The following is a 21612-nucleotide window of genomic DNA, read 5'->3' as shown; positions in this document are numbered from 1 at the left end:
CTCGAAAGGTAGAAGAACCATGCCCGACAAAATCCAGAAAACCGATGCCGAGTGGAAAGCCCTGCTCGCCGAAAAAGGCGCCGAGCCCGGCGCGTTTGAGGTGACACGCCACGCGGCCACCGAGCGCGCCTTCACCGGCAAGTACGAGGCTGTTTGGGACGACGGCAGTTACCACTGTATTTGCTGCGGCAACCTGCTGTTCGACGCGAAGACCAAGTTTGACGCTGGTTGCGGCTGGCCGAGTTTTTCCGAAGCCGTGCCCGGCGCGATCACCGATATCGTGGACCGCAGCCACGGCATGACACGCACGGAAACCGTTTGCTCGCAGTGCGGCGCGCACTTGGGCCATGTCTTTCCCGACGGTCCCACCGACACCGGGCTGCGTTATTGCATGAATTCGGCATCGCTCGATTTCAAGCCCACCTAACCAGCTAGTCAGCCAAGGTTCGCGATAATCCAGCCATGAAAATTCTTTTCGACTTCCTACCCGGCGTATTCTTTTTAGTCGCACTGTTTTTTTTCGATATTTATACAGCTACTGCAGTTGTAATGATTGCGATGACCATTCAGGTCGCCGCTATGTTGATACTCCGTAAAAAAGTTAGCGGAATTCAATGGTTTACGTTGGGTATCGTCATTGTGTTTGGGGCTGCTACGCTGTTGTTGCATGACGCTACGTTCATAAAGTGGAAACCGACCGTCATTAACTGGATGTTCGCCACTACTCTGCTCATCGGGCCAGTGTTCCTGAAAAAAAACTTCATCCGCCTTCTAATGCATGAGCAGGTTAAGTTGCCTGATAAGGCTTGGGGCAAACTGAATTTAAGTTGGGCAGCTCTATTGTTCCTGCTCGGAGTGCTGAATTTAGTAGTAGCTTTTAACTTCTCAGAGCGAACTTGGGGCCTTTTTAAAGTTTTTGGGATGACTGGAATCATGTTCGTTTTCATCCTTATGCAGGCAGTTTGGATTGGTCAGCACATACCTTCAGAAAAGTCATCTGAACCATGAGCGAGGTGTTGCCCATCCATTCCAATGTGCTTGAGGCGCGGCTTATTGCTGTGTTGCAGCCGACGCGGCTTGAGGTGCTGGATGAAAGCGCCGCGCATGCCGGCCATGCGGGCGCGAATGCCCAGGGTTTCGGCAGCCACTTTCGCGTGCGGATTGCCAGCCCGGCCTTTGCCGGCAAAAGCCGCGTGGCCTGCCACCGGCTTGTGTATGATGCACTGCAAAATTTCATTGACCAGGGACTGCACGCGCTGGCTATCGAAATCATTGAATCCTCCTGACCTTCGACCTCCGGGCAACCGGACTGGCCGCCTACCTTCGAACTTCCAACGTTTACCCAAGGAAACTCATGAAAAAACATCTTTTACTGGCCAGCGCCCTCACCGGCCTGATGGCCATGAGCGCAACGGGCGCTTTTGCCCAGAACGTCGCCATCGTCAACGGCAAGGCCGTGCCTCAAACCCGCGTTGATGCGCTGGCGCAGCAGCTGGCGCGTTCCGGCCGCCCTGTGACGCCCGAGATGCAGGGCCAGATCAAGGAAGAGGTCATTGCCCGCGAAGTGTTCATGCAGGAAGCGGAAAAACTCGGCCTCTCGGCCACGGACGACTTCAAGACACAGATGGAACTGGCACGCCAGGCCATCCTGATCCGTGAACTGTTTGCCGACTACCAGAAAAAGAATCCGGTGACCGACGCCGATCTCAAAGGCGAGTACGACAAGTTCGTTACAGCCAATGGCGGCAAGGAATACAAGGCGCGCCACATTCTGGTTGAAAAAGAGTCCGAAGCCAAGGCCATCATCGCCAGCCTGAAAAAAGGCGGCAAATTTGAAGAGATTGCCAAGAAGTCATCCAAAGACCCCGGCTCCGGCGCCAACGGCGGCGACCTGGACTGGGCCAACCCGAGCAGCTATGTGCCCGAGTTCGCGGAAACCATGACCAAGATGAGCAAGGGCCAGCTGACCGACACACCGGTGAAGACCCAGTTTGGCTACCACGTCATACGTGTGGACGACATCCGCACGGCCCAACTGCCTCCGTTTGAAGAATTGAAACCACAGATCGCGCAGCAGATGCAACAGCAAAAACTGGCGGCCTTCCAGCAAGGCCTGCGCGACAAAGCAAAGGTTGAGTGACCGGTCCAAGCCGGCAGCCTGAATAAAACGCGGCCTTTGTGCCGCGTTTTTTTATGTCATCGGTATCTGAAAAATCACCTCCGGCCGGTTTGGCGTTTCAAGCGCAAAGGCCTCGCAAACACCTCTCGCCCAAAACGACAACGTTCCGGTCAAGGCCGTCGTTTTTTTCGCGTGGTCGATCCGCAGAGGGCCATCATTCAGGTGGAAAACTACCTGCAGGCCACCAGCCAGCTGGCACAGACCACGCTGCGCGTGGTACTCGGTAAGCACGAGCTGGACGAAATGCTGGCCGAGCGCGAACGGCTGAACCTGGACGTGCAGAAAATCCTGGATGCACGGACCGACGCCTGGGGCATCAAGGTCATCAACGTCGAGATCAAACACATCGACCTGAACGAGTCCATGGGCCATTGCGCGCCAGGCCGAGGCGGAACGTGAACGCCGTGCCAAGGTGATCCATGCCGAAGGTGAAAAGCAGGCCACGGTGGCGCTGCTGGAGGCCGCGCAGATGCTGACGCGGCAACCCGAAGCGATGCAGCTGCGTTACCTGCAGACCATGACGCAGGTGGCCGGTGACCGCGCGTCCACCATTGTGTTTCCGCTGCCCATGGACCTGCTCGCGCGCGTGCTCAGCAAGGACAAGGCTGCGGAAAATCCATAGGCCCCCACAGGCGATCACGGCTGCCCGCTCAGCCGCCAGCCCCGAAAAGCTCCTTTTTTGATAGCTGCTTTCGCCCGTCTAGAAAGGGCTGCAGGCCTATTTCACCCATTTTCTGGCGTTGTGCCAAAGCTGCATCCAGGGGCTGTGGGCGCTGATGTCCTGGTCCGTCCAGCTCATCTGCACATTGCGGAAGACGCGTTCCGGATGCGGCATCATGGCCGTGAAGCGGCCGTCGGCGGTGGTCACTGCCGTCAGGCCGCCGGCGCTGCCGTTGGGGTTGGCCGGGTAGGCTTCTGTCGGCTGTCCATGGTTGTCGGTGAAGCACATCGCGGCAATCACTTTGGCGGCATTCCCGCGGTAAGCAAAGTTGGCATAACCCTCGCCGTGCGCCACGGCAATCGGCAAGCGGCTGCCGGCCATGCCCTGCAGGAAGAGGCTTGGTGACTCGAGCACCTCGACCAGGCTTAACCGTGCTTCAAAGCGCTCGCTGCGGTTGGTGGTGAAACGCGGCCAGGCCTCGGCACCGGGAATGATGTCGGCCAGCTCGGCAAACATCTGGCAACCGTTACACACGCCCAGGCCGAAAGTATCCTTGCGGCCAAAGAAGGCCTGGAATTGTTCGGATAGCACCGGGTTGAAGGTGATGGAGCGGGCCCACCCTATGCCGGCGCCCAGGGTGTCGCCATAGCTGAAACCGCCGCAGGCCACCAGGCCCTGGAAGTCGGCCAGTTGCGCCCGGCCGGCCTGCAAGTCGGTCATGTGCACGTCACACGCTTCAAAGCCGGCCTGGGTGAAGGCATAGGCCATTTCCACATGCGAGTTGACGCCCTGCTCGCGCAACACCGCCACACGCGGACGCGACAGATTCAATGCCGGAGCCTGGGGTCGTTTGGCCGCATCAAACGTCAAATGCACGTGCAGGCCGGGGTCGGCGGGATCGCCGGCAGCCGCGTGTTCGGCGTCGGCGCAGGCGGGGTTGTCGCGTTGCTGGTTGATCTTCCAGCTCACCGCATCCCAGACCTGATGCAAGTCCTGCAGCTTCGCGCTGAACACCGCCTTGGTGTCCCGCCAGACCTGGACTTCACCCTTGCCCACCTCGAGCGAGGCATGCGCCGGCCGGGTCTTGCCAATGAAGTGGCTGAATTTCGACAGGCCGTGCTCGCGCAGAGCCTGCATAACGTCATTGCGCGCTTCGGTCCGCACCTGGATGACGGCGCCCAGCTCTTCGTTGAACAGCGCCTTGAGCGTGAGCTCTTCGCGGCGGGCGCTGACCTGCGACGCCCAGTTTTTACTGTCCCCGGTGTCCATGCGGCTGTCGGAGATGCCGTCACCTTCGACCAGCAGCATGTCGATGTTGAGTGAAACGCCCACATGGCCGGCAAAGGCCATTTCGCAGGCGGTGGCCAGCAGGCCACCGTCGCTGCGGTCGTGGTAGGCCAGCAGTTGGCCTTGCGCACGCAGGGCATTGATGGCATTGACAAGGTTGACCAGATCCTGGGGGTCGTCCAGGTCGGGCACAACGCCTTCCTCGAGCTCCAGCGTCTGCGCGAGGATCGAGCCGCCCATGCGGTTCTGGCCCTTGCCCAGGTCGATCAGGATCAGCGTGGTGTCGGCCTCCAGACTGTTCAGTTGCGGCGTGAGCGTGCCGCGCACGTCGGCCAGCGTCGCAAACGCGCTGACGATCAGCGACACCGGCGAGGTGACTTTCTTGCCGCCTTCGCCTTCGTTCCAGACGGTGCGCATGGACAGCGAATCCTTTCCCACGGGAATCGACACGCCCAGGGCCGGGCAAAGCGCCATGCCAACTGCCTTGACGGTTTCATACAGTGCGGCATCCTGGCCCGGCTCGCCACAGGCGGCCATCCAGTTGGCCGAGAGCTTGACGCGCGGCAGCTCGATAGGCGCAGCCAGCAAATTGGTGATGGCCTCGGCAACGGCCATGCGGCCCGAGGCCGCGGCGTTGACGACGGCCAGCGGCGTGCGTTCACCCATGCTCATGGCTTCGCCGGCGAAACCTTTATAGTCAGCCAGCGTCACCGCGCAGTCGGCCACCGGCACCTGCCAAGGCCCGACCATCTGGTCGCGGTGCGTGAGTCCCCCCACGGTGCGGTCGCCAATGGTGATCAGGAAGCGCTTCGAGGCCACAGTGGGGTGGCTCAGCACGGAGATCACGCTTTTTTGCAGGTCCACGTCAGTCAGATCGATGGGTTTGACTTGGTTGCGGACCGATGTCACGTCACGGTGCATTTTAGGCGGCTTGCCGAGCAACACGTTCATGGGCATATCTACAGGGAAGGAAGCAGGCACACCCTCACCCCTGCCCTCTCCCAGAGGGAGAGGGGGAAACTGCGGATCGCTCCCTCGCCCCATCGGGGAGAGGGTTGGGGTGAGGGGCTCCCCTGCATCGGACAACACCAGTTGCCGCTCTTCCGTCGCCACGCCAATGACGGCGAACGGACAGCGCTCGCGTTCACAGAACGCCTGGAATTGCGCCAGTGATTCCGGCGCAATCGCCATACCATACCGTTCCTGGCTTTCGTTGCTCCAGATTTCCTTGGGCGAGAGGCCGCTTTCTTCAAGCGGTACAGCACGCAGGTCAAACCGTGCGCCGCGACCGGCGTCGTTGACGAGTTCGGGGAAGGCATTTGACAAACCGCCCGCGCCCACGTCGTGAATCGCCAGGATGGGGTTGGCCGCGCCAAGTTCGGCGCACTGGTTGATGACCTCCTGCGCACGCCGCTCGATTTCAGGGTTGCCGCGCTGCACCGAGTCGAAGTCGAGTTGTGCCGCATTGGCGCCTGAGGCCATGGAGCTGGCGGCGCTGCCACCCATGCCGATGCGCATGCCGGGGCCGCCGAGCTGGATCAGCAGCGTGCCGGCAGGGAAGAGGATTTTCTTCGTGAGCTGCGCGTCAATCGTGCCGACGCCGCCGGCGATCATGATGGGCTTGTGGTAGCCCCAGCGCTGTCCCCCCACTGTCTGTTCGTACTCGCGGAAGTAACCCGCCAGATTCGGCCGGCCGAACTCGTTGTTGAAGGCCGCGCCGCCCAGCGGGCCCTCGGTCATGATCTGCAGCGGGCTGGCGATGTGTTCCGGCTTGCCATAGTTGCCATCAAACAGGCGCGACACGGTGAAGCCCGTCAGGCCGGCCTTGGGTTTCGAGCCGCGTCCGGTGGCGCCCTCGTCGCGGATTTCGCCGCCAGCGCCGGTCGAGGCGCCAGGGAAAGGCGAGATCGCCGTCGGGTGGTTATGCGTTTCCACCTTCATCAGCACATGCATCAGCACATTGTCGGTAGCGCTATAGCTTTGATAGCTGGTAGCGCCCGCTCCTTCTGGGCTAGAGGCTGATTTGGCATAAAAACGCTGAACCGGCAGGCCTTCCATCACCGAGGCATTGTCCGAATAGGCCACCACCGTGTGTTGCGGGTGCAGCTTTTCGGTGTTGCGGATCATGCCGAACAGGCTTTTGTCTTGCGGCACACCGTCAATCGTGAAGTCGGCGTTGAAGATCTTGTGGCGGCAATGTTCGCTGTTGGCCTGAGCAAACATCATCAACTCGACGTCGGTCGGGTTGCGCTGCAGCTGGGTGAAGGCGTTGACCAGGTAGTCGATCTCGTCGGCAGCCAGCGCCAGGCCGAATTCGGTGTTCGCGGCCTCCAGCGCGGCCTTGCCACCGGCCAGCACGTTGATGGTCTGCAGCGGCGCCCCCTGCAGCTCGGTGAAAAGCCCGGCGGCATGCGCACGGTCGGTCATCACGCTTTCCGTCATGCGGTCGTGCAGCAGCGCGGCAACCTGCTCTCGCTGGATGTCGCTCAGGGCTGTCTTGCTGAAAAAGCCCGACTTGAGGGTCAACCGATATTCGGTGATGCGTTCAATCCGCTTGATGGCGAGCCCGCAGTTGTGGGCAATGTCGGTGGCCTTGGAGGCCCAGGGCGAAACCGTGCCAAAACGCGGCGAAACGATGAACAGGAGCGCCTCGTCGTCCTTGCCGGCGCCCGCGGGGCAAGGGTCGCCGTAGCTGAGCAGCGCCGAGAGCCGGGTTTTGAGCGCTTCTGCAGGCGGCGCTTCGGTGGCTACCAGATGGACAAAGCGGGCCTGAATGCCCGCAATCTTGCCCTCGATGGCTTGCAGGCGCGGAAGAAGTTGCTGGACGCGGAAGTCGCTCAGGGCGTTGATCCCTTGCGGTTCGCCCTCGAAAGTCGTCAGGTGCAGGGTCACGGTGGCGGTGGCCTTGTAGTGGGAGGTGGGCAGCTCACAAGCTGTTTTGGGGGTTTAACCGCCTGCAGGACCAGGCTGCGGGATACGCGTTAACCCGCAATTTTATCAGTGACTGGCTGCCGGGCCCGAGCTGCGGCGGCACCGTTGCCGTGCAAAACCGCTGCAATGCACGGGCTGTCCGGCGGTGGGATAATTGGCGCATGAGTATTACGTACAAAGACGCGGCCGGCATTGAAGGCATGCGGGTCGCCTGCAAGCTGGCCTCCGAGGTGCTGGACTACCTGACGCCCTTCGTGAAGGCCGGTGTAACCACCCGCGAAATCGACAAGCTGGCCAACGACTACATGGTCAATGTGCAGGGCACAGTCTCGGCCACCCTGGGCTACCAGCCGCCGGGCTATCCGCCCTACCCGGCTTCGCTGTGCACCTCGCTGAACCATGTGGTCTGCCACGGTATTCCCAATGACAAGCCCCTGAAAAAGGGCGACATCATGAACATTGATGTCACCGTGATCACCAAGGACGGCTGGTTCGGCGACAACAGCCGCATGTACATGATCGGCGACGTATCCATTGCGGCCAAACGCCTGTGCAGGGTCACCTTTGAAGCCATGTGGCACGGCATCATGCGGGTCAAACCCGGTGCGCGGCTTGGCGACATCGGGCACGCGATCCAGGTTTTTGCCGAAAAGCAGGGTTTCACCATCGTGCGCGAGTTTTGCGGCCACGGCATTGGCCGCAACTTCCACGAAGAGCCGCAGGTATTGCATTACGGCCGCCCCGGCACGCTGGAAGAGCTCAAGCCCGGCATGACCTTCACGATCGAGCCCATGATCAACGCAGGCAAGCGCGACATCAAGGACGGCCCCGAAAAAGACGGCTGGACCATCGTGACACGCGACCATTCGTTGTCGGCGCAGTGGGAGCACACGATTCTGGTGACTGAAACCGGTTACGAGGTGCTGACGCTCTCGGCCGGCAGCCCGCCGATTCCGGAGTTTGTTCCGTCCGCAGGGCAGCAGGCCGCGCCGGTCCAGTCGCAGGCGACCGCCGATTCGGCTGCCTGAGCCGTTTCGCCAGCGCACCGCCTGCCGCTGATGCTCTCCGCGCTGCCCGCATCTTCCTCTTCCAGCGAAACCGCCCAGCTGCGCGAGCAGTACCGTGCCGGGAAAAATGCCCTGCTGACCTCGCTGGCCGGCAGCGGAGCGTCCACACGCGGCATCCGCAGCCTGTTGCACCGGCTGGCCCGGCATACCGACGGCACCCTGCGCCAGCTCTGGCAACAGGCCGGCTTTCCCGTCGGCTGCTCGCTGGTGGCCGTGGGTGGGTTTGGCCGCGGCGAGCTGTTTCCGCATTCCGACGTCGATGTGCTGCTGCTGCTGCCCGACGACGCCCAGGTGGACGGCGACGCTGCCCTGAAAACCCGGATTGAGAAATTCATCGGCAGTTGCTGGGACACGGGCCTGGAAATCGGCTCCAGCGTGCGCAGCATGACGGACTGCGTCGAGGAGGCCGCCAAGGACGTGACCGTCCAGACCTCGCTGCTGGAGGCGCGCCTGCTGGCGGGCTCCAAGACGCTTTTCTCGGCGCTGCTGGACCAGCTGAACGATGTGCTGGACCCGCGGGCCTTTTTTGTGGCCAAGACGCTGGAGCTGCGCCAGCGCCACAACAAGTTTGAAGACACGCCTTACTCGCTGGAGCCCAACTGCAAGGAATCTCCTGGCGGCCTGCGCGACCTGCAGGTCATCCTCTGGGTGGCGCGCGCTGCCGGGCTGGGCAAGTCCTGGGACGACCTGGCCCGCAGCGGGCTGGCGACGGCTTTCGAGGTCCGGCAGATCAAGGCCAACGAGGCCCTGCTGAGCCTGATACGGGCGCGCCTGCACCTGCTCTCGGGTCGACGCGAGGACCGCCTGGTGTTTGACCTGCAGACCGTGGTGGCCGAGTCCTTTGGCTACACCACCGTCACCCACAGCGAGACCGGCCGGGTGGTGTCACGCGCCAGCGAGGCGCTGATGAAGCGCTTTTACTGGGCCGCCAAGGCGGTCACCCAGCTCAACCAGATCCTGCTGTTGAACATCGAGGAGCGGCTCAACCCCAGCGGGCAGGCGCCGCAGCCGATCAACGAGCGCTTCCTGAACAAGGCCGGCATGATCGAGGTGGCCAGCGACGACCTGTACCTGACGCACCCGCACGCCATCCTAGAGACCTTTCTGATCTACCAGACCACGGTAGGCGTCAAGGGCCTGTCCGCACGGACGCTGCGCGCGCTGTACAACGCCCGCGGCGTGATGGACGCGAAGTTCCGCAGCGACCCGGTCAACCGCAACACCTTCAGGCAGATCCTTCAGGCGCCCACCGGTATCACCCACGCCATGCGCCTGATGAACCAGACCTCGGTGCTGGGCCGCTACCTGTGGGTGTTCCGAAAAATCGTTGGCCAGATGCAGCACGACCTGTTCCACGTCTATACGGTGGACCAGCACATCCTGATGGTGCTGCGCAATGTGCGGCGCTTCTTCATGGCCGAACATGCGCACGAGTACCCTTCCTGTTCGCAGCTGGCCGCGGGCTGGGACAAGCCCTGGATTCTTTACATCGCCGCCCTTTTTCATGACATCGCCAAGGGCCGCGGCGGCGACCATTCCGAGCTCGGCTGCCACGACGTCCGGGTGTTCTGCCGCCAGCACGGCATTGCGGCCGAGGACGCGAAGCTGGTCGAATTCCTGGTGGGCGAGCACCTGAGCATGAGCCGCATCGCCCAGAAGGAAGACCTGAGCGACCCGGAAGTCATTGCCAGTTTTGCCAAACGCGTCGGCAACGAGCGCTACCTGACCGCGCTTTACCTGCTCACGGTGGCCGACATCCGCGGCACCAGTCCCAAGGTGTGGAATGCCTGGAAAGGCAAGCTGCTGGAAGATCTGTACCGCTACACGCTGCGCGTGCTGGGCGGGCGCGCCCCCGACGCGGATGCCGAGGTCGAAGCCCGCAAGCGGGAGGCGCTGACCATTCTGGCTCTGCATGCCGAGCCCTTCGAGGCGCACAAGGCCTTGTGGAACACGCTGGACATCAGTTATTTCATGCGCCACGAAGCCGGCGACATCGCGTGGCATGCCCGCCAGCTCTCGCGGCATGTGGGGGCCGCCAAGTGCATCGTGCGGGCCCGGCGGTCGGCTGCCGGTGAAGGCCTGCAGGTGCTGGTGTACACGCCCGATGCGCCCGACCTGTTTGCCCGCATCTGCGGTTACTTCGAAGAAGCGGGCTTCAGCATCCTGGACGCCAAAATCCACACGGCCAAACCAGCCAAAGACGCCCCCGGTTATGCCCTGGACACCTTTCAGGTGGTCAGCCCGACCCTGGCCGACCATTACCGCGAGCTGGTGGCCATGGTCGAAGCCGACCTGGCCCGGGCGATTGAAGAAAACGGCCCGCTGCCCCCGCCAGGCAAAGGCCGGGTGTCGCGCCGGGTCAAGAGTTTTCCGGTCACCCCGCGTGTGGACCTGCGGCCGGACGAAAAAGCCCAGCGCTGGCTGCTCAGCGTCTCGGCCAGCGACCGCGTGGGCCTGCTGTATTCGATCGCCCGCGTGCTGGCCCGGCACCGCATTAACCTGCAACTCGCCAAGGTCACCACCCTGGGCGAGCGTGTAGAAGACACCTTCCTGATCGACGGGCCTGAGCTGCAGCAAAACAGGGCGCAGATCGCGATTGAGACCGAACTTCTCGAAGCGCTGGCGGCGTGAGCACAGCCTCGTTTTCAGCTGTTTGCTCCTCAGCCCAGCAACTGGCCTGAATCGCCGCTGATCCCGGTAGGTGGCTCGCCACCTCTCGGACTCCGCACACAAGCTCGTCCACGCCAGTTGCTGCCGGGATTGTCCCGATGGTCAGGGGCACGCCAGAGTAGCTTGCGCCATCTGTCTCCCCTGTTTCTTCCTGCTACGTCCGCTCTCGCCAAAGGAGCGGAAATCATGTAATTTATTTCAATAAAATCAAATAGTTATAAGATTTTCTTAAAGCAATGAAAGAGGATGAAACAGGTCTTCATTTGCCCGGAAATGCGGTAGACAATGGTTGGAATTGTTTTGCCAACACACCCCCCAACACCCTATTTCAAGGAGACATCGTGTCGCACCAAATACAGGTCCTTCTGGACCGAGAGCAGGCTTTGTGCTCGTCCGGTGCCTGCGCCTGTGATGGCCGGCCACTGGCCCACCAGGTGTTTTTCGAGCCCGACAACTGGCTGGTGCCGGAGAGCTATGCCGGGATGCTGGCGTCTCACGCGGCCTACCTCGCTGACCATTCCGACCTCGCGGCCGTGGTCTCCGGCCACAGCTACGGCACGGGCAGCCACCGCTTTTTCTGGCTCATGGGAGACCGCCGTGCCATGGCCGTCCGCTCGGCACTGATCAAGGCAGGCGCGGCCCCGGCGCAGGTACTGGTACAAAGCCGGGGTGCGGCGCGGCCGCAAATTGAACAGGCTGGCGGCGATGTGGCCCGCTACCGCCGCCGCGTGACCATTGACTACGTGCCGCTGAATAGCGCAACAGCGCCTCCGGTCCCTGCCGAAGGGTCGGCCCACTGGTGGCGCTCGGTGCTTGGGGTGGCGCATCGCGTCAAGTTGCCGGCGGACCGGCGCGCAGCCGACCGTGCCTGAGCCTCAGTCGTCCGCCGCATCCAGCCCGGGAAACAGGACCTCGGTGAATCCGAACTTCGCAAAATCCCGGATGCGCATCGGATAAAGCACACCCATCAGGTGGTCACATTCGTGCTGCACCACCCGTGCGTGAAAACCATCGACCGTACGGTCGATGGGGTCACCGTAGGGATCGAACCCCGTGTAGCGGATGGCTGACCAGCGCGGCACCACCCCGCGCAACCCTGGCACCGACAGGCAACCTTCCCAGCCGTCTTCCTCGTCGTCCAACAGCGGCGTGATGACGGGATTGAGCAGCACCGTGCGCGGCACCAGCGGCGCATCGGGGTAGCGCGGGTTCACCGCATCCGTTCCAAAAATCACCAGTTGCAGGTCCACCCCGATCTGTGGCGCGGCCAGGCCGGCCCCATTGACGGCGCGCATGGTCTCGAACATGTCGGCCACGAGCAGGTGCAATTCATCGGTGTCAAATTCAGTCACGGGCGGGGCCACCCGCAGCAGGCGCGGGTCGCCCATCTTGAGAATTTCGCGGATGGTCATGGCGCCCACTTCGCTTTCAGCGCTTGCAGATTGGCAAACAACGCCGGAACGTCTGTTTCGACAATACTCCAGAGCGTGTCGTTGTCGATACCCAGGTATCCGTGAATGAGTCGATTGCGCGTTGCGATGATCATGCGCCACGGAATATGCGGCAATGAAGTACGGACAGATTCGGGAATATGGGTTGCCGCCTCGCCAATTAATTCAAGGTTGCGAACCGTGGCATCAAAGCGCAAGGCATCGGCTACAAACCCTGCTTGATCGAGTCCCGCGGTAAAGGTTTGCACGCGGGCACAAAACCCGAGCATGTCATCAATATAAAACCGCCATTCCCGGTTGGAGGTCAGCTCAGACATGAACAGCGTCCCGCTCAACAAAGCTGCGGAATTCGGCCCGAAGCGCTTTCTCCGTCACCAGATCAACAGGACAGGCGAGCAGATCCTCGAGGTAGAACTGCACGCCGAAATAGCGAGCCGAGGTCGCTGGGCCATCGAAGGCCACCAGTACATCCACGTCGCTCTGCTCTGTGGCTGAATCTCGTGCGGTCGAGCCGAACAAGGCGAGCTTGGTCACACCGAACTGGCTGACCAAACGGGGCTTGTGCTCGGTAAGAAGCTTCAGTGCGGTTTGACGATTCATGCCCGCAGTTTACCGTTTCAAGCGTTCAGCAAAGGGGATTCATTCATAGACGCTGCTCAGCGCCAGCCCCCTCAGTCAGGGACAAGGCTGGGCTTGTGCGGCAGCCGAGGGGCAACCATTTGGAGACGGCACTTGGCACCCGGCAAAATAGGGCATGGCCGAACCCCCCGATCAGTTGCCCCCGTCCCTCCCGAAAGCCGTCACCCCGCTCTCAGCACCCGCACGCTGGCTGCTGATCGGCCTGGCAATCACCAGTCTGATGCTGGGTGTCATCGGCCTGTTCCTGCCAGTGCTGCCGACCGTGCCCTTTGTTCTTCTGTCGGCTTGGGCCGCAGCCCGCAGTTCACCCAAGCTTCTGGCCTGGCTGGAAAATCACCCGGCCTTCGGCCCCATGCTGACCGAGTGGCGCCACGGCGGCGTGGTGCGCCGGCGGGCCAAATGGCTGGCCACCTTGACCATGGGCGCCAGCGCGGTGTTTATGCTACTGACCTTGCCCAAGCGCTGGGTGGCGCTGGTGGTGATCGCCGTCATGGCTTGTGTGCTGATCTGGCTGTGGCGCAGGCCGGAAACCAGGCCCGATCCCGGCCCTACCCCTCCCTGACAACGCTCAGCCCGCAGGCGCTTCCAGCAGCAGCAACAGGCCGGTCTCGTCGATCACCGTGATGCCCAGCTCCTGCGCCTTGGTCAGCTTGCTGCCGGCCTCGGTGCCTGCCACCACATAGTCGGTTTTTTTGCTGACCGAGCCCGCCATCTTGCCGCCCGCCGCCTCCACCAGGTCCTTGGCCTCATCGCGGCTCAAAGTGGGCAAGGTGCCGGTAATGACAAAGGTCTTGCCGGACAGTGGCTGCGGCGTGCGGGCGGCCGGCTCGCCTTCGGTCCAGTGCACGCCGCAGACGCGCAGCTGTTCAACCACCTCGCGGTTGTGCGGCTGGTCGAAGAAGGTGCGGATGCTCTGGGCAACAATGGGACCGACGTCGCTGACCTCGAGCAATTGCTCCTCGCTTGCATTCATGATGGCGTCGAGCTTGCCGAAATGGCGCGCCAGCTCCTTAGCCGTGGCCTCACCCACATGGCGGATGCCCAAGCCGAAGACGAAGCGCGGCAGGGTCGTTGACTTGGACTTTTCCAGCGCCTGGAGCAGGTTTTGCGCAGACTTGTCGGCCATGCGGTCCAGGCCAGCCAGGGCTGTCAGGCCGAGGCGGTAGAGATCGGGCAGAGTGCGGATGACATTCGCATCAACCAGCTGCTCAACCAGCTTGTCGCCCAGGCCTTCGACCTCGACGGCGCGCCGGTGCGCGTAGTGCAGGATGGCCTCCTTGCGCTGGGCGCCGCAGAACAAGCCGCCGGTGCAGCGGTAGTCAGCCTCGCCCTCCTCCCGCACGGCGTCCGAACCACAGACCGGGCAGGTACGCGGCATGGTGAACTGCGGCGCATCCTTGACCCGCTTGTCGGCCATGACGCTCACCACCTCGGGAATCACATCGCCGGCACGGCGCACGATCACCGTGTCGCCGACCCGCACATCTTTGCGGCGGGCTTCGTCCTCGTTGTGCAGCGTCGCATTGGTCACCGTGACGCCGCCGACAAACACCGGCGCCAGCTTGGCGACCGGCGTGAGTTTGCCGGTACGTCCCACCTGCACGCCAATCGCCAGCACGGTGGTCATCTGCTCTTGCGCCGGGTACTTGTGGGCCACGGCCCAGCGCGGCTCGCGCGTCACAAACCCGAGCCTTTTCTGCAGCGCCAGGCTGTTGACCTTGTAGACCACGCCGTCGATGTCGTAAGGCAACTGGTCGCGTTCGCGCGCGATCTTCTGGTGAAACGCTATCAATTCAGAAGCGCCCTGCGCAGTTTGGGTAAGGGCTGCAACCGGAAAACCCCATGATTTCAGGGTCAACAGCAGGTGAAAGTGAGTCTCGAAGTCGGGCCCGCCTTGTTCTTTCGGCGTGACTTCGCCCAAACCGTAGGCAAAAAAGCTCAGCGGTCGTTGCGCGGCAATGCCGGGGTCAAGCTGGCGTACCGCGCCGGCTGCGGCGTTGCGAGGATTGACAAAGGTTTTTTCACCTCTGGCACCCTGCGCAATTTTTTCGCGCTGCTTCTCGTTGAGCGACTCAAAATCGTCACGGCGCATGTAGACTTCGCCGCGCACCTCGAGCACGGGCGGAACGTCTTTGGGAAGACGCAGCGGTATCTGCCGGATGGTGCGGATGTTCTGGGTCACGTCCTCGCCGATCTCGCCGTCGCCGCGCGTGGCGGCCTGCACCAGCACCCCATTTTCATAACGCAGGTTCATCGCCAGACCGTCGAACTTGAGTTCGGCGACGTACTCGACCGGCGCCTCCTCTTCTTTCAGGCCCAGTTCCTTGCGCACCCGCGTGTCGAAGTTCTGCGCACCGGTCGCCTCGGTGTCGGTCTCGGTGCGGATGCTGAGCATGGGCACGGCGTGGCGCACGCTGGCGAACTGCTCCAGCGCCTTGCCGCCGACACGCAGGGTCGGCGAGTCCGGGCTGGCGAGCTCCGGATGCACGGCTTCCAGCGCCTGCAATTCCTTGAACAGCCGGTCGTACTCCGCATCCGGAATCGTGGGTTCGTCAAGGACGTAATAGCGGTGCGCATGCTTGTGCAGCTCACTGCGCAAGGCGGCGATACGTTCAGCCGCAGAGCCCGGCTCAGGCGTAAACAGGTCAGGAGATGTCATGCCGAAAGCTCCCTCAGCCACCCGGCTGCCTCACGGATTTGGATCGGGCCCACATCCATGGCGTGGCTCAAGCCGCGCAGCACCTGAAAAGCGCGTGCCTGCGGCCATTCGCCAGCAAACCGCAAGAGAGCCCGGTGCGGTTTGGCGTCGCTGAGCTTGCATTCCACCAGATCGGTCAGGGTCTCGCCCTGGCTGAGCGCGAAATCGACTTCGGCGCCATCCTTGGTGCGGATGTAATGCAGCCCGGCTTCTTTGCCCAGAGCGTCCTGCTGCCATTCGATGTGCTTGAGCAGAGAACATGCGATGAAGTTTTCAAAGCGAACGCCGGCATCACCCTTGACCAGTCCCGTGTCATAAAAATACACCTTGGGCGCCTGCAAAGTAGCCCGGGCGATATTGCGGTGCCAGGGACGTACAGTGAACACAATAAACAGGGCCTCAAGAATTTCAAGGTATTTTTTGAGCGTGCTCGGGGAGATGGCCAAATCCCGCCCCATCGATGCGAGCGACAAGGGCGAGCCCACCCGGGAGCGCAGCAGTTCGGCAAACAGGCGCATGGTGGTGATCTCTTGCAAACGCGAAAACTCCAGCACGTCTTCCCGCACCAGGTCAGAGAAATATTCGTTTCGCCAGCGATCAGCCTCCTCGTCGGTATCGGCCAGACAGGGCTCCGGAAAACCGCCGCGCTGGAGCAGGTGCGTCACAGCGTCTTCAGGCGTGGCACCGGTTTGCTCACACCACTCGCGCACCGAAATCGGATGCAGCCGCAGCTTGTGATAACGGCCCGCAAGTGATTCTCCGGCTTGCCGGAACGTGTCCATCCGGGCGCTGCCCATGACCAGCACGGACTGGCCGTCGGCCCGGCCGTCAAACACACCTTTGAGCCACGGCTTCCACTGGCGCATTTTGTGGATTTCGTCAAAGACCAGCAGCGTGGACTTCTTGTTCCAGGTCCTGTTCTCCAGCGCGGCTCTGTGCTCCGGAACGTCGTAATTGAAATATTGCGCGTCTTTGAATTCGCCCAGCAATTTCCGGCTGAGCGTGGTTTTACCCACCTGCCGAGGTCCGGTCAGGATGACCATTTTTTTTTTGAGATCGGCCCTGACACGGGCATCAAGATAACGCTGCATACGACTATTTTAAATAATATCATCAAAAAGTCGCGACTTTTTGATAAATCAATGCATTAAAGTCGCCGAATTGGCCTGAAAGTCCGTGAATTCAGGAAAAAAGCCGCCGGCCCAGGGCCGAGCCGGCCGGCATGTCGCGGCCTTCCAGCGTGTCGTAGAGCTGTTCCAGGTCGGCGTGAATGACTTCCATGGCTTCGGGTCGGATGGGCTGGCCCTGGTCGTCGATGATCACGCCGTCCATGCCCGTGGCCAGCGCGATGGCGGCCTCGCACATGCGCACAAAAGGCTGCTCGGAACGCAGCACCTGCGGCACGTCCAGCGACAGGGTCAACTCGCGCAACGCAGTTTGTTCGGGGTCTTCGGCCATGGCGGCCTGCGTATCAAAGGCCAGGCCCAGGATGGGCGCGTGGCCCGACTCGCTGGCCGGCAGCACCATGCGGCCTGGGATGGAGCCGGTGACAAAGCCCAGCTTGGCGGCGCTCTGGTGCACATAACCCGGGCTCCAGGCGGTGTTTTTCGCGCGCAGCGTGAAGCTCAGCTGTGCGTCGTGCGCGCTGGCAAAGTTGTCCAGTTCCCTGGCCCGGGCGACCTCGTCGAGCATGTCGGGAAATTCCGGCTGGCCGTCGATGGCATCGGCAAATGCCTGCGCCTTCATGACAAATTCCGAAAACTCGATCTGGTTCAGCGCGCCGGTGCGGTTGGCCAGTTGCACGCCGGCCTGGAAGGCGCCGTAACGCTGGCCCGGCACCGGGGTTTCCCAAGTGCCTGTGTCCGTGCGCAGGCCTTCGATTGCGAACGGTTTGCTGCCGGCGCGTCGCGTGGCGGGCATGGCGGCCAGGGCAGCTTCGCCCGACACGGGGGCTTCCACCAGAACAGGCGCAATCACGTCGATCAGGGCATCAAGCCCGGGTTTTTTCTCCGGCACGGTCATGGCCGTCAGGACGTCGAGGCTGGAGTCACGGTCAAAGCCGGGTTCCTGACGTTCGGGTTCTACCTCGAAAGGCGCGTCACCGGCTGGTTTCGGGGGCGGCGCAGCCACCGGATCGGGTGTGGCGCGCCGAGGCAGGTTTTTGCGGGCCGACCAAGCGCTGTGAGCAACCACAATCGCGAGGATCAAACCGCCGAGAATGGCCAAACTGATCTGGAGTGTGCTCATCGGGCCCCCACGGTCGTTCGCTTCGCGTAACTCCCTGCACCTTGCAGGCCGCCGCTCGCCAGAGGCTTCGCTTCTGTCGCCTGCCCAAAGCTGCTCAAGCAGCTTTGGAGCCGCAGGCTCCAGCCCCGAGGGGGCCGCTGCGCCTGCGGCCCGGCAAAGCCGGTTCCGCGGCCCCGGCTGGTCTTAAAGCCCCCGCGTCTCCTTGCTTCGATGGTCATGCGGCCTCCGCGAACCCGAGTGCCGCTTCCATATCGACGGCCACGATGCGCGAGACGCCTTGCTCCTGCATGGTCACGCCAATCAGCTGTTCGGCCATTTCCATGGCAATCTTGTTGTGGCTGATGAAGAGGAACTGGGTTTCCTTGCTCATGCTGGCCACCAGCTTGGCATAACGCTCGGTGTTCGCATCGTCCAGCGGTGCGTCCACCTCGTCCAGCAGACAGAAAGGCGCGGGGTTGAGCTGGAAGATCGCAAACACCAGCGCAATCGCCGTCAGCGCTTTTTCGCCGCCCGACAACAAATGGATGGTCTGGTTCTTCTTGCCCGGGGGCTGGGCCAGCACCTGCACGCCGGCGTCCAGGATTTCCTCGCCGGTCATCATCAGCTTGGCATTGCCGCCGCCAAACAGGCGCGGGAACATCTCGCCAAAATGCCGGTTCACCGTTTCAAAGGTGGCGGACAGCAGGTCGCGCGTTTCGGTGTCGATCTTCTTGATTGCATCTTCCAGCGTGTTCATGGCTTCGTTCAGGTCGGCCGACTGCGCGTCGAGGAACTGCTTGCGTTCGCGTGCGCTGGCAAGCTCATCCAGTGCGGCCAGGTTCACTGCGCCCAGGGACTGGATTTCGCGGTTGATGCGGTCGATCTCGCTCTGCATCCCGGTCAGGCGCACATTGCCGGACTGGATGGACTGCTCAACAGCGGCCAGATCGGCCTGTGCATCCGCCAGCAACTGGGCGTACTGCTCGAAGCCCAGGCGCGCGGCCTGCTCTTTCAGCTGGAACTCGGTGATGCGCTGGCGCAGCGGTTCGAGCTCGCGCTCGAGCTGCAGGCGGCGCTCGTCGCTGGCGCGCAGCTTGGTGGTCAGGTCGTCGTACTGGCTGCGCTTGGCGCCCAGATCGGCCTCACGCTCGAGTTTCACATTGAGTGCGTCCTGCAGGCCGGCCTTGGCTGCCGCGTCGGACAGGCGCGACAGCTCCTCTTTGGCGCGTTCTTCCTCGCTGGCGATGGACGCAGCCTGCTGCGCCGCAATGTCTATGGAGCGTGTGAGTTCATCACGGCGCGAAGCCAGGCTGCGCAGCGAAAACTGCGCCTCCTGCGCCTGACGCTCGAGTGCGCGCTGCTGTTCGCGTGATTCATTGAGTTTGCGCTCTGCCTCGATGACGCGGTCGTCAAGCTGGGCGTGGCGTTCCTGGCTGTCAGCCAGCTGCATGTCCAGCTCTTCAAAACGTGCCTCGGCGGTGACCTTGCGCTCCTGCAGATCGTTCATCTGCGCGTCGATCTCGGCCAGGTCACCGGCAATCTGCTCGCTGCGCGCGCGTGTTTGCTCGGCCAGCTGCGTCAGGCGCAGTACTTCGACCTGCAGCTCGTGGGTGCGGCTCTGTCCTTCGGCGGTTTCACGACGGGCCGTCGCCAGGCGCTGGGCGGCGTCGGCATAAGCAGCCTCGGCGCGGATCAAGGCACTGCGCGCTTCGTCGCTGATCAGGGCCTGACCACGCAATTGTTTCTCGAGGTTTTCGATCTCCTGGGCGCGGGCCAGCAAGCCTGCCTGTTCGGAGTCCTGCGCATAAAAACTCACGCTGTGCTGCGTGACGGCATGGCCGGTTTTCACGTAAATCACTTCGCCGGCCTGCAACTGCTGGCGTGCGGCCAGCGCCTCGTCCAGGCTGGCCGCCGTCAGGCAACCATGCAGCCAGTCGCCGAGCAGCGCGGCCTGGCCGGCATCACCCAGGCGCAGCAGGTCGGCCAGCGGTTTCAGATTCGTTGTGGAGGCCTTCGCTGGTGCGGCGGCCGATGGCGGCGAATAAAACGAGAGTTTGGCCGGGGGCGTGTCGCGCCCGTCGGTGCCGGCGAAACCGCGCACCATGTCCAGGCGGCTGACTTCCAGCGCACCCAGACGCTCGCGCAAGGCAGCTTCCAGCGCATTCTCCCAGCCCTGCTCGATATGGATGCGGCTCCAAAGACCCTGCAGCCCATCCAGGCCGTGTTTGGCCAGCCAGGGCTTGAGCTTGCCATCGGTCTTGACCTTTTCCTGCAGTGCTTTGAGCGCTTCCATGCGCGCCGACAGGTCGGCCTGTTTCGCCGATTCGGTGTTCACGGCCTGCTGCTTGTTGCGGCGGTCTTCGTCGAGCTGGGGAACGCTGTCGGTCAGTTCGTGCAGGCGCGCCTCGGCTTCTTCCTGTGCTTCCTTGGCCGCGGTGAACTGGGTGTTGAGGTTGACGAGGCGGGCTTCGTCAGGCGCGTTGAGGGCGTTTTTGTCCGCTGTCAGGCGCTCGTGGCGCAGGCCGAGCGTGCGTGATTGTTCTTCAATGTTGCGCTGGTCGGCGGCCAGCACCTGAATCTGTTGCTGCACTTGGCCGACGCTGGTGCGCTGCTCGTTGGCTTTGGACTGAGCGACGCGCAAGGCCTCTTCGAGCGCCGGCAACTGGCCAGCCTGGTCTTCGCTTTGCGCGGCCAGCAGCTCGGCCTGCTCTTCGGCCTGGATCGCCTGGGCGGCCAGGTTTTCGGTCTCAATGGCCGCGTCGTCCTTGCGTGCCGCCCACTGGGCGGTTTGCTCTTTCAGCTGCGCCAGCCGCTGCTCGACGCGCTGCCGGCCTTCAACCACGAAACGGATTTCAGCTTCGAGCCGGCCGACTTCGGCGCTTGCTTCGTACAGCTTGCCCTGGGCCTGGTTGACCTGGTCGCCGGCGGCGTAATGCGCCTGGCGAATGGTTTCCAGATCGGCTTCGATATGCCGCAGATCGGCAATGCGGCTTTCGAGGTCGTTGACTGATTTTTCCGCATCGACCTTGACTTTGGCCTGGTCGGCTTCGCTCTCGGCGCGTTTCAAGAACCACAACTGGTGTTGTTTGAGTGTGGCGTCCGCGTGCAGGGTGTTGTAGCGCAGCGCAACCTCGGCTTGCTTCTCGAGCTTTTCGAGGTTGGCATTGAGCTCGCGCAGGATATCTTCAACGCGGGTCAGGTTTTCGCGCGTGTCGCTCAGGCGGTTGGCGGTTTCGCGGCGACGTTCCTTGTACTTAGAGACACCGGCCGCTTCCTCGAGGAACAGGCGCAGCTCTTCGGGTTTGGATTCGATGATGCGGCTGATCGTGCCCTGGCCGATGATGGCGTAAGCGCGTGGGCCCAGGCCGGTGCCGAGGAACACATCCTGCACGTCGCGCCGGCGCACCGGCTGATTGTTGATGTAGTAGCTGCTGGTGCCGTCGCGCGTGAGCACGCGTTTGACCGCGATTTCTGCAAACTGGCCCCACTGGCCGCCGGCACGGTGGTCGGCGTTGTCGAACACCAGTTCGACGCTGGACCGGCTGGCGGGTTTGCGGATGTTGGTGCCGTTGAAAATAACGTCCTGCATGGACTCGCCGCGCAACTCGGAGGCGCGGCTCTCGCCAAGCACCCAGCGCACGGCGTCCATGATGTTGGACTTGCCGCAGCCGTTGGGGCCGACCACACCGACGAGCTGGCCTGGCAAGACGAAATTGGTCGGTTCGGCGAACGATTTGAACCCGGATAGCTTGATCGAATTGAGACGCACGGCGGACCCTGTTTTTTTCTTCGCGCTTTGAAGC

At 62.5% G+C, this 21612-nt stretch carries 16 protein-coding genes and 1 pseudogene; 9 read left to right on the top strand and 8 right to left on the bottom strand.

Annotated elements, in window-relative coordinates; genetic code table 11:
* Positions 1 to 19 precede the first annotated feature (19 nt).
* From msrB to ABI660_RS05210, 5 genes and pseudogenes are all read left to right on the top strand, one after another.
* Entirely contained in the window at positions 20 to 427 is a 408-nt protein-coding gene (gene msrB, locus ABI660_RS05230; protein ID WP_348065658.1) for a peptide-methionine (R)-S-oxide reductase MsrB, read from the top strand.
* 35 nt (positions 428 to 462) lie between these two features.
* Positions 463 to 1008 (top strand): septation protein A, encoded by a 546-nt coding sequence (locus ABI660_RS05225; protein WP_348065656.1) that lies wholly within the window; start codon positions 463 to 465, stop codon positions 1006 to 1008.
* A complete protein-coding gene (locus ABI660_RS05220) occupies positions 1005 to 1286 on the top strand; it encodes a BolA family protein (RefSeq protein WP_348065654.1) in 282 nt (93 codons plus the stop codon). The genes ABI660_RS05225 and ABI660_RS05220 overlap by 4 nt, the downstream gene beginning before the upstream one ends.
* Positions 1287 to 1354: 68 nt before the next feature.
* Complete coding sequence (locus ABI660_RS05215; RefSeq protein WP_348065653.1) at positions 1355 to 2140, top strand: peptidylprolyl isomerase; 786 nt, start codon at positions 1355 to 1357, stop codon at positions 2138 to 2140.
* Between the two features lie 162 nt (positions 2141 to 2302).
* Positions 2303 to 2801, top strand: a pseudogene (locus ABI660_RS05210) (SPFH domain-containing protein); the annotation flags it as partial.
* A gap of 96 nt (positions 2802 to 2897) precedes the next feature.
* On the opposite strand, the gene purL reads toward ABI660_RS05210, so the two are convergent.
* Positions 2898 to 7019: a phosphoribosylformylglycinamidine synthase gene (gene purL / locus ABI660_RS05205; RefSeq protein ID WP_348065652.1), complete on the bottom strand. Its 4122-nt coding sequence runs from the start codon at positions 7017 to 7019 to the stop codon at positions 2898 to 2900.
* 200 nt (positions 7020 to 7219) lie between these two features.
* Here purL and map point away from each other — a divergent pair, with 200 nt between their 5' ends.
* From map to ABI660_RS05190, 3 genes are all read left to right on the top strand, one after another.
* Positions 7220 to 8086 carry a type I methionyl aminopeptidase gene (map, locus tag ABI660_RS05200; protein ID WP_348065650.1) on the top strand — a complete coding sequence of 289 codons (867 nt, stop codon included), beginning with the start codon at positions 7220 to 7222 and terminating at the stop codon, positions 8084 to 8086.
* A 30-nt stretch (positions 8087 to 8116) separates the two neighbouring features.
* Positions 8117 to 10756: a [protein-PII] uridylyltransferase gene (locus ABI660_RS05195; RefSeq protein WP_348065648.1), complete on the top strand. Its 2640-nt coding sequence runs from the start codon at positions 8117 to 8119 to the stop codon at positions 10754 to 10756.
* 380 nt (positions 10757 to 11136) lie between these two features.
* Positions 11137 to 11667 carry an OmpA family protein gene (locus ABI660_RS05190; RefSeq protein WP_348065646.1) on the top strand — a complete coding sequence of 177 codons (531 nt, stop codon included), beginning with the start codon at positions 11137 to 11139 and terminating at the stop codon, positions 11665 to 11667.
* 3 nt (positions 11668 to 11670) lie between these two features.
* Here the strand turns inward: ABI660_RS05190 and def are convergent, their stop codons facing one another.
* From def to ABI660_RS05175, 3 genes are read right to left on the bottom strand one after another with little or no spacing between them, the layout of a single operon-like run.
* Positions 11671 to 12207: a peptide deformylase gene (gene def, locus ABI660_RS05185; protein WP_348065644.1), complete on the bottom strand. Its 537-nt coding sequence runs from the start codon at positions 12205 to 12207 to the stop codon at positions 11671 to 11673.
* A complete protein-coding gene (locus tag ABI660_RS05180) occupies positions 12204 to 12563 on the bottom strand; it encodes a DUF86 domain-containing protein (RefSeq protein WP_348065642.1) in 360 nt (119 codons plus the stop codon). The genes def and ABI660_RS05180 overlap by 4 nt, the downstream gene beginning before the upstream one ends.
* Positions 12556 to 12846, bottom strand: coding sequence for a nucleotidyltransferase family protein (locus ABI660_RS05175; RefSeq protein WP_348065640.1), 291 nt, complete (start codon positions 12844 to 12846; stop codon positions 12556 to 12558). Before ABI660_RS05175 ends, ABI660_RS05180 begins: the two co-directional genes overlap by 8 nt.
* Positions 12847 to 13000: 154 nt before the next feature.
* On the opposite strand from ABI660_RS05175, the gene ABI660_RS05170 reads away from it, so the two are divergent.
* Positions 13001 to 13447, top strand: coding sequence for a YbaN family protein (locus ABI660_RS05170; RefSeq protein WP_348065638.1), 447 nt, complete (start codon positions 13001 to 13003; stop codon positions 13445 to 13447).
* A gap of 6 nt (positions 13448 to 13453) precedes the next feature.
* Here the strand turns inward: ABI660_RS05170 and ligA are convergent, their stop codons facing one another.
* The 4 genes from ligA to smc all read right to left on the bottom strand — a co-directional run bounded on the left by ligA (position 13454) and on the right by smc (position 21578).
* Positions 13454 to 15544: an NAD-dependent DNA ligase LigA gene (gene ligA, locus ABI660_RS05165; RefSeq protein ID WP_348065636.1), complete on the bottom strand. Its 2091-nt coding sequence runs from the start codon at positions 15542 to 15544 to the stop codon at positions 13454 to 13456.
* On the bottom strand, positions 15541 to 16674 hold the full coding sequence (locus tag ABI660_RS05160; protein WP_348065634.1) for an ATP-binding protein: 1134 nt from the start codon (positions 16672 to 16674) through the stop codon (positions 15541 to 15543). Before ABI660_RS05160 ends, ligA begins: the two co-directional genes overlap by 4 nt.
* Before the next feature lie 91 nt (positions 16675 to 16765).
* A complete protein-coding gene (locus ABI660_RS05155) occupies positions 16766 to 17830 on the bottom strand; it encodes a cell division protein ZipA C-terminal FtsZ-binding domain-containing protein (protein WP_348065632.1) in 1065 nt (354 codons plus the stop codon).
* Between the two features lie 214 nt (positions 17831 to 18044).
* Complete coding sequence (smc, locus tag ABI660_RS05150) at positions 18045 to 21578, bottom strand: chromosome segregation protein SMC (protein WP_348065630.1); 3534 nt, start codon at positions 21576 to 21578, stop codon at positions 18045 to 18047.
* Positions 21579 to 21612 lie beyond the last annotated feature (34 nt).

Origin of the sequence: Polaromonas sp. (genome assembly GCF_039930745.1) — a bacterium.
GTDB lineage: Bacteria > Pseudomonadota > Gammaproteobacteria > Burkholderiales > Burkholderiaceae_C > Polaromonas.
The sequence above is the reverse complement of the archived record's forward strand: the minus strand, read 5'-3'. Positions and strand labels throughout refer to the sequence as shown.